General features: G+C 67.5%; 8 protein-coding genes, 1 tRNA gene and 1 pseudogene. 4 read left to right on the forward strand and 6 right to left on the reverse strand.

Annotated features, from left to right (window positions below; genetic code table 11):
- Window positions 1-317: peptidylprolyl isomerase (locus tag Q4G14_RS14760; protein ID WP_303362528.1), on the forward strand; the 317-nt coding region annotated here is incomplete at its 5' end.
- Window positions 310-894 (forward strand): peptidylprolyl isomerase, encoded by a 585-nt coding sequence (locus Q4G14_RS14765; protein ID WP_303362529.1) that lies wholly within the window; start codon window positions 310-312, stop codon window positions 892-894. The genes Q4G14_RS14760 and Q4G14_RS14765, both read left to right, overlap by 8 nt.
- A 47-nt stretch (window positions 895-941) precedes the next feature.
- On the opposite strand, the gene Q4G14_RS14770 is transcribed toward Q4G14_RS14765, so the two are convergent.
- Complete coding sequence (locus tag Q4G14_RS14770; protein ID WP_303362530.1) at window positions 942-1,763, reverse strand: SIMPL domain-containing protein; 822 nt, start codon at window positions 1,761-1,763, stop codon at window positions 942-944.
- Between the two features lie 199 nt (window positions 1,764-1,962).
- Between Q4G14_RS14770 and Q4G14_RS14775 the strand changes: the two genes are divergently transcribed.
- On the forward strand, window positions 1,963-5,064 hold the full coding sequence (locus Q4G14_RS14775) for a hypothetical protein (RefSeq protein ID WP_303362531.1): 3,102 nt from the start codon (window positions 1,963-1,965) through the stop codon (window positions 5,062-5,064).
- Window positions 5,065-5,501: 437 nt separating this feature from the next.
- Here Q4G14_RS14775 and Q4G14_RS14780 read toward each other — a convergent pair whose 3' ends face one another.
- Together Q4G14_RS14780 and Q4G14_RS14785 are read right to left on the reverse strand one after the other, a co-directional pair.
- On the reverse strand, window positions 5,502-6,563 hold the full coding sequence (locus Q4G14_RS14780) for an NUDIX domain-containing protein (RefSeq protein WP_303362532.1): 1,062 nt from the start codon (window positions 6,561-6,563) through the stop codon (window positions 5,502-5,504).
- Window positions 6,560-7,435 (reverse strand): DUF2059 domain-containing protein, encoded by an 876-nt coding sequence (locus Q4G14_RS14785; protein WP_303362533.1) that lies wholly within the window; start codon window positions 7,433-7,435, stop codon window positions 6,560-6,562. The genes Q4G14_RS14780 and Q4G14_RS14785 overlap by 4 nt, the downstream gene beginning before the upstream one ends.
- 97 nt (window positions 7,436-7,532) lie before the next feature.
- On the opposite strand from Q4G14_RS14785, the gene Q4G14_RS14790 reads away from it, so the two are divergent.
- A tRNA-Ser gene (locus Q4G14_RS14790) sits at window positions 7,533-7,622 on the forward strand.
- A gap of 564 nt (window positions 7,623-8,186) precedes the next feature.
- Here the strand turns inward: Q4G14_RS14790 and Q4G14_RS14795 are convergent.
- The 3 genes and pseudogenes from Q4G14_RS14795 to Q4G14_RS14805 all read right to left on the reverse strand — a co-directional run.
- Window positions 8,187-9,221 (reverse strand): annotated as a pseudogene (locus Q4G14_RS14795) (recombinase family protein); the annotation flags it as partial.
- A gap of 42 nt (window positions 9,222-9,263) precedes the next feature.
- Window positions 9,264-9,596 (reverse strand): type II toxin-antitoxin system HicB family antitoxin, encoded by a 333-nt coding sequence (locus tag Q4G14_RS14800; RefSeq protein WP_303362534.1) that lies wholly within the window; start codon window positions 9,594-9,596, stop codon window positions 9,264-9,266.
- The gene (locus Q4G14_RS14805) at window positions 9,593-9,847 is read right to left on the reverse strand and encodes a type II toxin-antitoxin system HicA family toxin (protein ID WP_113490294.1); all 255 of its coding nucleotides are present in this window, start codon (window positions 9,845-9,847) and stop codon (window positions 9,593-9,595) included. Before Q4G14_RS14805 ends, Q4G14_RS14800 begins: the two co-directional genes overlap by 4 nt.
- Window positions 9,848-9,969 lie beyond the last annotated feature (122 nt).

The following is a 9,969-nucleotide window of genomic DNA, read 5'->3' on the forward strand; positions in this document are numbered from 1 at the left end:
TGCAGCACGCCAATATGGAAAAGGACTATAACCCCGGCCGCGCAGGCACCGGCGGGTCTGACCTGCCCGATCTGCCCGCCGAGTTTTCCGGCATCCCGCATGATCGCGGCACTCTGGGCGCGGCGCGTTCGCAGAACCCGAACAGCGCCAACAGCCAGTTCTTTATCAACTTCAACGACAACCATTTCCTGAACCGGCAATATACCGTCTATGGCCGGGTGATTTCAGGGATGGAGCATGTGGACAAGATCGTCCGGGGCGAGCCGCCAGCGAATCCCGACCGCATGATCTCGGTCAAGGTGGCTGCCGATGCGTAAGTTTCTGGCTCTGCCCGCATTCGCCCTGATCGCCACCGGCGCCATCGCGCAAGAGGCGACCGACGGCCCCGGCCCGAACATGGTGATCGAGGTCGCCGCCGCCGATGGCACCGCCAAGGGCCGCATCGTGCTGGACCTGCTGCCCGATGTCGCGCCGAACCATGTCGAGCGGCTGGTGACGCTGGCCCGCGACGGCAAATATGACGGCGTGGTGTTCCACCGCGTGATCGACGGGTTCATGGCCCAGACCGGCGACGTGCAGTATGGTCGCCACGACGGCGACACCTCGCGCGCGGGGATGGGCGGGTCGGATCTGCCCGATCTGGCGGCCGAGTTCAGCAATACGTCGTTTCAGGCAGGCACCGTCGGCATGGCCCGGTCGCAAAGCCCGGACAGCGCCAACAGCCAGTTCTTTATCGACCTGGCCCCGGCGACCTTCCTTGATGGCCAATACACCGTTGTCGGCCAGCTGGTCGAAGGCTGGGACGTGCTGAACAGCATCAAAAAGGGCAACCCCTCCGCCAATGGCGCCGTCGATCAGCCCGATTACATGGCGCGCGTCACCATCGAGGAATGACCCTGCGCCCATAACGAAAAAGGGGGCGTCACCGCCCCCTTTTGCATTCAGTTCCCGGTATTTTCCCCGGTTTCCCCACCAGCTTCCTCGCCGTTTTCCTGATCTGTTCCCTGATCCGGGCCGATCATGGAAAAGACCATCTCGACCTGCGCGGTGATGGTCAGTTCGCCCGCCTGCACCGGCACGCTGCCAGCAGATTCGGCGCGGGCCATCATCATCGGCTGCGGCCCGGTGGCGGCGGCCACGTCGCGCAGCGAAACGACCGGCCCCAGACGCATCCCGGCGGCCTGCGCCAGAACCTCGGCGCGGCGGCGTGCCTCGGTCACGGCACTGGCGCGCGCATCGTCGGCGGCATCCTGCGCATCCTCGCGCTGAAAGGAAATGCCCTGCACCTCGTTGGCACCGGCCTGCACCAGCGCGTCCAGCATCTCGCCCAGGCGGGCCACCTCGCGCACACGCACCGTCACCATGTTCTGCGCCTGATAGCCGGTGATGGCGGGCGCGCGGCCTTCGCTGTAATCCATCATCGCCGACAGGCTGAGACCCGAGGTCTGGATGTCGCGCGCCTCGATCCCCTGCCCTTGCAGCGCCTCGATCACCGCGGCCTGCTGGGTCGAATTGTCGGCCATCGCCGCCGCCGCGGTGTCCGCCTGCGACGTCACCCCCAGCGACACCACGGCCAGATCCGGCTGCACCGCCGCCTGCCCTTCGCCCAGAACGGTCAGGCGCGGGGCGTGTTGGGCCATCATGGCGTGGCGATAATCGCGTGTCATCCCGCCTTCTCCGTGTTGCATCGGTTGCGCCTGCGCCATCAGCGGCAGGGTGGCGATCAGCATCGCCGGGACAATCTGTCCAACCCGCAGAATCATGATACGGTCCTTTCATGTGAACTCGTCTGCGCCTCAATACCCGATCAGACGGTTTCGTTCACCGGATTGCGTTCACAAATACGCGCTTTGACGGAACGGATTTTCTTTCCCCATGCGGGAAATTGCGATAGGGGTTGAAAAACTCCACCACAAATCGCGGCGGATAACGAACGCGATGGCGAAGGCACGGCAGGCACAGATGACAAGACCAGCGGCACCCCGCTTTGCGATGAGCTTTACCCAGGATGCTGTCATTCTGGAACGCCACGGACCCGAGGGCTGGATGCCGCTGGGTCAGGCGCGTTTCGACAATGGCGATCTGCAACGGCGGCTGTCCGCGCTGCGCGATCAGGCGCAGGACGCCGATCCCCGGCCCGACAGTGGCGGCGCGGATACGGTTCTGGTCATCCCCGAAGACCAGATCCTTTACACCACCCTGACCGTGCCGCCGGGGTCTGATCCGGCCAGTGCCGTCGCCCGCGCGCTGGAGGGGATGACCCCTTATGCCGTGGAGGAACTGTCCTTTGACTGGGCCGGGGCGGCAGATGACGGCGATGCGCTGCGCGTGGCCGCCGTGGCCCGCCAGACTTTGGACGAGGCCGAAGATTTCGCCGTCGCGCAGGGGTTTCGCCCCCTTCGGTTCATTGCACGGCCCGATGGCGACCGCTTTCCCGGCCAGCCCGATTTCGGCGCATCCGCCATCGCGCGCGAGGCCGAGCCTGATCCCGCCGCGCAGCCCCGACGCGATCTGGCCAGCGCGGGCATCACCTCGCCCGACATCGCGCTGCCCAAGGATGAGGTCAGCCCTGCCGCTGCGCCGGTCGTCTCGCGCATTGTGCCGCATGTTGTGGCAACGGTCGCCGCGCCGGTGGCCCCCGCTGTGATCGCCGCCGAGGTTGCCGACCAGCCGCCATCGCAGGCCAAGGCCGACCCCGCGCCCGAGGCGGTGGAACCGCCCGCGCCCGCCCCCAAGGCCGATGCCGCCGCCGTTGGCCCGGCAACGGTGATCCGCCATGCCCCCGGTTCGGCGGGCAAGGTGCTGAACCCCCGCGCACAGGCTCTGCGTGACCGCGCGGCCGAGGCGCGCGCGCGTCGTGCCGATGCCGCCGAAACGGCCCCGGTGCGGCAGGGGCTGCTGGCCCGGCTGACCCAAACCCGCAAGGCCGCGCCCAAGCCTGTTGGCAGCGGTGCTGCGTCGCGCCTGCCGGATCTGACGACTCTGCCCGCCATGCTGGGCCTGCTGGCCGTCGGGCTGGTGGGGGGGCTGTGGCTGCTGGGCGGCTCGGGTCAGGAAAGCCCGACCGCACAGCCGGAACCGCAACAGGCGCAGGTTCAGGAACCAGCGCCCGAGACCGCGCCCGAACCGGCCACCGCGCCGGTGGATACGGCGACAGATACCACCGCGCCACCTGCGCCGGTCGAAACCGCCACCGCTCCGGCCCCCGAAATTGTCGCCCCCACCCCCGACGATGCGCTGACCGCCGCGCTGATCGAGGCGATGGACACGCCCGCATTCGAGGACACCACCGAACCCGATGCCGGGACGGATGAGGCCGCGCCCGATCAACAGCTTGCCGCCGCGCCGCAGGATGTTGCGCCCGCGCCGCTGACCCGCAACACCGAAGCCAACAGCGGCAATGCCGCAGCCGTGGATCAGGCCTTCGCAACGCCGGTGCCGGAATCGGAATTGCCGACCCGGACCGATCCCGCGCCCTCATCACAACCCGCATCACAGCCCGCGCCGCAGCAAACCGCCGCCACACCGGCCACGCCGCTGGCCCGCCCGGTAACGCCGACCCCGGCCAATGCGGCGACGGCACCTGCCGCCCGGCTGTCGCTGTCGCGTTCGGCGCGCCCGCAGACCGCCCCCAGCCGGGTCGCCGCCCCTGCGGCTGACCCCGCGCCAAGCGTGCCCGCGAACCCGCGCCCCTTTGCCGAGCGTTCGGCCCCCGCCGCCACGCCCGCCGCCGCGCGTGTGAATGCCGCGCGCCCGGCGCAACGCCCCTCGCGCCCCGCTGCCACCCCTGCGCGCGCGGCCTCGCCTGCGCCTGCTGCGGCGGCCCCCACACCTGCGGCCCGGCCCACAGCGGCACCTGCGGCGGCCCCCCGGCCCGCTGCCGCGACAACGGCCAGCGGCACGACCTCGCGCCCTCCGCGCAAGCCGATGGGCCAGGGGGCCACGCGCGAGGAAGGATCGGCGACTGAACCCGATGGCCCGTTGGCGCTGACGCCCGCCGAACGCGCATTCGTGAACCAACTGGCCGTGGATCTGGCGGCGGCGGGGCTGATTGCTCCGGCGGCGGCACTGGCAGCGCCAGCCGCACAGGATCGCCGCCTTGCCCAGAATCGCCCGCCGCAGCGGCGCAGCGATGCAGTGAACGATGCTGTCCGGTCCGCGATTGCACCCGAAGCACGCCCTGCCAGCCGCAACACGACAGCCGCGCCCGACCCCGCGCCCCGCGCGGCAGTGGCCAGCGCGTCGGGGGGCAATCTGGGCCGCTCGACCCGACCAGCGCCACGGCCCGGCGGCAGATCGGTTGCGGCGGCACCCTCTGCCCCGGCGGCACCGGGCGGCAGCATCGCGGCTTCGGCCATTCAGGGCGCGGTCGCGCAGGCCGTCACCCCGACCGCCGCCAATTCCATGAGCCTGCTGCGTTCCCCCAAACCCTTGCGTCGCCCGTCGCGGCTGGCGGGGGCCGTGGCTGCATCGCCTGCGCCACAGATGGCCGCCGCACTGGCCGCGGCCCCTTCGGCGGCGACCCCGTTGCCGCAGGCGGGCGCGCAACAGGCCGCGAACTCTGCCGCAGATGCCGCCCGGATCGCGGCGCAGCGGCGCGAGGATGAACAGCTTCAGGCGCAGGCCGAGGCGCGCGCCCGTGCCCGCGCCCAAGCCGACGCTCAGGCCGAGGCGCAGGCCCGCGCACAAGCCGAAGCCCGCGCCCGCGCGCAGGCCGAGGCCGAGGCGCGCGCCGCCGCCTCGCGCCAGCAGACCTATCGCCCGCCCGAGGCGGAAAACGAACCCGAGGTCGCGGCCCCCACACGCGGCGGCAACACCCCCACCAATGTCGCGGGCGCGGCCACCGTCAAGAACGGCATCACGCTGAACCGGACACAGATCATCGGCACCGTCGGCGCAGGTCGCGGCAGCCGCGCGCTGGTGCGCCTGTCCAACGGGCGCATCATCACGCTGCGGATCGGGGACCGGATCAACAACGGCACGATCACCGCCATCGGCGACGGCAAGATCACCTACAACCGCAACGGACGGCAGGAACAACTGGCGGTGCTGGACGGCCGCTGACGCCTGATTTTACTGATTCACGATCAACGGCTGCGCCCCGGCGTGGCCGTTTTCTTTTGCGTCGAATCGTTCGGTGCCGCCCCTGGGGGGCAATTATTCGGGAAAGCCGATTCATCCCGCGATTACTGGCGTAAGCGCCCGCTTATGCCCGCCAGATTAAGCGCATGGCCAATATCACCCCGCCGCGATCAAACCCGAAAGGGGCACGCCAATGCGCTCACTGATTTCTTGCTGCTGTTATCGCCTCGCAGGTTCTCCTTTGCCAGCTCGGACGCCTGCCCCGCCGGTCTGGTCGATCCGGCCACCGTTCCGGGCAGATGACCAGTATTAAATGAGAATGAAAGGACGACCCCAATGGCCATTTCTACGGGCCGCGGGGACGGGCGCGCGCAATTCAGCATCTTCATGGAAGAACTGCTGACCCCGCCCGACAGCGGCTAAAGCCGCCCTGCCTGCGTTTCCAGCCACAGCGCCAGCAATGCCAGCGGGCCATTGGCGATCTGCCCGGTCAGCACCAGCCGGGTCAGTTCGGCGCGCGGGATCAGCAGGCTGCGAATATCCTCGGCCTCGGTTTCGACGCCGTGAACGCCGGTGATGCCGTCGGGCAGATCGCAGGGCGCGACATACATATACAGGTATTCACCCAAAGCGCCGGGGCTGGGGTAATGGTGAACCGCCGGGATCAGGTGGTCCAGCGTCAGCCGCGCTTCCTCTTGCGCTTCGCGGCGGGCGGCGTCTGCGGGCGTTTCCCCGGCATCGACCCGGCCCGCGATGGTTTCCAGCAGCCAGGGCTGCGGATCGTCGCGCAGCGCAGGGGCGGGGCGGAACTGTTCGATCAGCAACACCCGGTCACGCGCCTTGTCCCACGGCAGCACCACCACCGCATCGCCCGACAGAAAGGCCGCGCGCTTGACCTGGGGCGAGTTGCCGCCGCCGTGCAGACGGTGGGTCAGGTGCCATTCCTCGACCGCAAAGAAATCGGCATAGGGCTGATCGCGCCGGATCAGGTGCCAGCCGCCTGCCCCGCGATCCTGCACCAGATCACCGCCGGTCAGCGGGCGGGCGCGCCCGCGCAGACGGCTGGCGGCCCAACCCGCGATCATCGGCAGCCGCGCGGCAATCTCGGCTGCCGGGCGATCACGCGGGGCGGCCAGCACCTCGCGCGCGATTTCGGCGGCCAGATCGGCGGGCCAGCCCTGCGGCGACCAGTCATCGCTGGTGCCACCGGGCATCACCCCCAGCATGGGCTGGCTGTCGCTGTGCTGCGGGTGCAGGCCCATCACCTCGGCATAGCGGGCCAGCCGTTCGGTCATCTGCACCCGCACCGCAGGCAGATCGCCATCGCCGGGCAGCAGCGCGGGCCAGCCATCGCGGATCAGCCCGGCCTGTGCCCCGCCCGACAATCGCCCGCGCAGAGTCGCCGCGCGCCCCTCGACCGTCAGCGCGGCCATCAGCGCCGGATGCGCCAGCGGCCCGGTCAGCAGAACCGTGCCGGTCATAGCGATTGCCCCACCAACTGCCGCGCGGCGGCCATGCCCATGTCGCGCGCAGTCTGCGTGAACAGGTCGTCAAACCCCGCGAACAGCACCGAGCCAAGCGCCCGCCCGCCCGGCGTCGCGGCAAAGGTTGCGTATTGCGCCAGTTCGTCATCGCTCAGCCCGGAATAGGCCAGCAGCAGATAGCTTTCGACCCATGCCACCGTTTCCGAACGGATCTCGGGTTCCTGCACCGCGACCTGCATCAGCAGATCGCCCTGACTGCCCTGCCCCGGCAGGCCGCCCGCATCGGCAAAGCCCTGTGAAAAGGCCAGCGCGGCATTCAGCGCACCGGCGACGTTGGGTTCCACCAGATCGGCATCGTCGATCAGCGACCGGATGGCATCCACGCGCGGGCGGCCTTGGGTCTCGGCCAGATCAAAGGCGGCGCGGGCGGCATCTTCGCCGCCCGGCTCGGCCATCGCGCGGCGGGCCGACAGCTCCAGTGCCAGCAACCGCTGCCCCAGCGGGCTGGCATAGAAATCCAGCGCGGCAGCGATGCGTGGGTCTGACGCGTCGGGCAAGGCGTCGGTGATCGCCGCATCCAGCAACCGCGCCAGCCGCGCCGGATCGTGAATGCGCCGCACCGCATCGCTCCACGCGGCGGCGTCGGGGGCGTCAAAGATTTCGGCCCCCATCTCATCGGCCTGAGCCACGGCTTCGTCACGCAGAACCGGCATCAGTTCGCCCAGATGCAGCGTCGAGACGATCCCCGGCGCGTCGGGCACAACGGCCTGCACCAGCAGCGGCTGCGCCACACCCGCAACCGGCACCCCCGCCAGCATAAGCGCGGCCAGCAGCCCCAAAATCCGCCCCATCCTGCCCGGCTGAACCATGATCCGCCCTTTCATTCAAATGCCACGCTTTTTTCGCATCTACCCCCTTGCGCTTCAACCCCCACCCCGCTACATCCCCCGCCTACCACCCAAGCGCGGAGAGGTGCCGGAGTGGTCGAACGGGGCGGTCTCGAAAACCGTTGAGCCTGCAAGGGTTCCGTGGGTTCGAATCCCACCCTCTCCGCCATTTCAGTCCCTGAGTGGGCACTGAATTTACGCCGCTTCCCGCCACCAGCGTCTGTAGCAGCTGGGACTTCGATCTCATGATGCGAACCTCGCCGTCTGCGACCTCGACACGCTGCGCTAGCGCGCGAAGGTGGTCGCGGCGATAGCCGCCGCCTTCCAGCCGGATACGGTCGCGGGCGGTTGTGGCAAACGTGCGCAGCATCTGCGGCGTCACCGCCTTCTGCCCCGTGTTCTGAAGCATGGCCTGTGCCCGGTCTGCGTCGGCCTTGGCCTGATCGCGGATGGCCTTGAGGCCGTCGATGCGGTCTTTCAGCGCCGGGTCGTCTAGATCGGCAACGCCTGCCTCGATGGCGTCATAGAGCCGTTTGAGGCGCAATTCTGATTCGGCTGAGCGCTTGTTCAACTCGGCGATATGCTCGCGGCGACGCTCGGCGTGTTCTTCCCTGCGGTCGAGCGCGGCGGCAAGCACGGTTTCCAGCCGCTCGGGTTGGAGTAGCTGTTTCTCAAGGTGATTGACGACCAGATCGTCCAGCTTTTCCATTGGCACGGCCATGCCATCGCAGGCGGTCGGCCCTTGCCGTGCTTTCATCGAGCATGCGTAGTAACGATAGCGCCCGCCCTTGCCGGTGCGGATGGTCATGGCCCCGCCGCATTTCGCGCAATGGATCAGGCCGGTCAGCATGGTGGGGCCGCTGATGACGCGGGCGGGCCTGACCTTGGGATTGCGGGCCTTGAGCAGCTTCTGAATCGCCTCGAACGTCTCTTTGTCGATGATGGGCGGGACAGGAACCGTCACGATCTCGCTGACCGGCTTCAATTCCTTGGTCTTGCTGCGCTTGTTGAACTCGTGTTCGCCCATATAGGTGCGGCGGGTCAGGATGCGGTGAACCTGACCAATGCCCCAGCGTCCGCCGTCGCGGGTGAAGATGCGGCGGCTATTAAGATAGGAGACGATGTTCTTGACGCCCATCTGGCCGGTAGTACCGTCGCCTTCCAAGGCAAGACGATAGATCAGCCGCACCGTGTCGGCGTGGAGCGGGTCGATTTCCAGCTTCTTCTTGGTCTTGGCTTCGCGCTGCTCGGCAGCAACGGTGCGATAGCCGATAGGGGGAAGCGAGCCGTTCCAGAAGCCTTGTTGCGCATTCTCCTTCAAAGCCCGCATGACGTGCTTGGCGTTTTCCTTGGACTGGTATTCATCGAACAGCGCCATGATCTGACGCATCATGACGTGCATGGGATCATCGCCCATTTCCTGCGTGATCGAAACCAACTTGACGCCGTTCTTCGCCAGCTTGCGAACATAGAACTCAAGCTCGAAGTGATCGCGGAAGAAGCGGCTGAACGAATGGACGACGACCACATCGAACGGCGCGGGCTTCGATGTGCCCGCCTCGATCATGCGCTGGAACTCGGGGCGACGGTCATTGGTCGCCGATGCGCCGGGTTCGATGAAGGTCTCGACCAGTTGCAGGTTGCGGGACTCGCAATAGGCTTCGCCCTGCCGCTTCTGGTCGGGAATGGAAACGTCATGCTCGGCCTGCCGCGCCGTCGAAACGCGCAGATAGAGGGCAGCGCGTAGGGGCACGGTGGAAGCGGTCATGGCGATGTCTCCTTTCAAATCCGGTCGAACCGAATGAAGCCGCTATTCAGCGGCCTCCCGGATCGTCCCGACGATCCATTCATTCAGGCTCTTGCCCGACGCCGCTGCGGCAATGACTGCGGCGGCATGATCGTCAGGCGTGAGGCGGACATTGAACTTGCCAGAGAACTTCCGACGCGGCTCGATGCCCTTCTCCCGGCACATTTCGAGATAGACGGCCAGTGACTTGCGGCCTTCTTCGAGCAGATCGTGGACGCTTTCGGCATAGAAGTCGGCCCCGCCATTGAGACCGACAAACTCGCCGCGCAGCATCTGAATCTCGGGATCGAAAGCGATAACCGCCTTCTCGCCATTGATTTCAACGACATTGTTCATGGCTTTACTCCGTGTTCGTCCAGCCATTTTCGGATGCTGGCAACCGCACCTTTGTCCGTATCCGGTGACGGATGCGGACGATGAAAGACGCGCACTTCGCCAAACAGGAACACGCCGACGCGCGACCCTTCCCGCTCGCTGACTTCCGCCCCGAGGCTTACAAACAGCGCCTCTATGTCGGCCCAGCGGATCGAGCCGTTGACCGGGCGGGCGAAGATCAGTTCCAGCGTGGCTCTGTGACGCTTTTTCATGGAGCATCCGGTATCATTTTGTAGTACCGTTTTCAAGGTCAATCTCAGTCCCTGTGTCGGGCGATCCGGTGTCGCGGTCGAATTCAGCCGGGAAGCGTCGGTTGGACTTGGGCGGGATCACC

The sequence above is a fragment of the Paracoccus sp. (in: a-proteobacteria) genome (genome assembly GCF_030538755.1).
GTDB lineage: Bacteria > Pseudomonadota > Alphaproteobacteria > Rhodobacterales > Rhodobacteraceae > Paracoccus.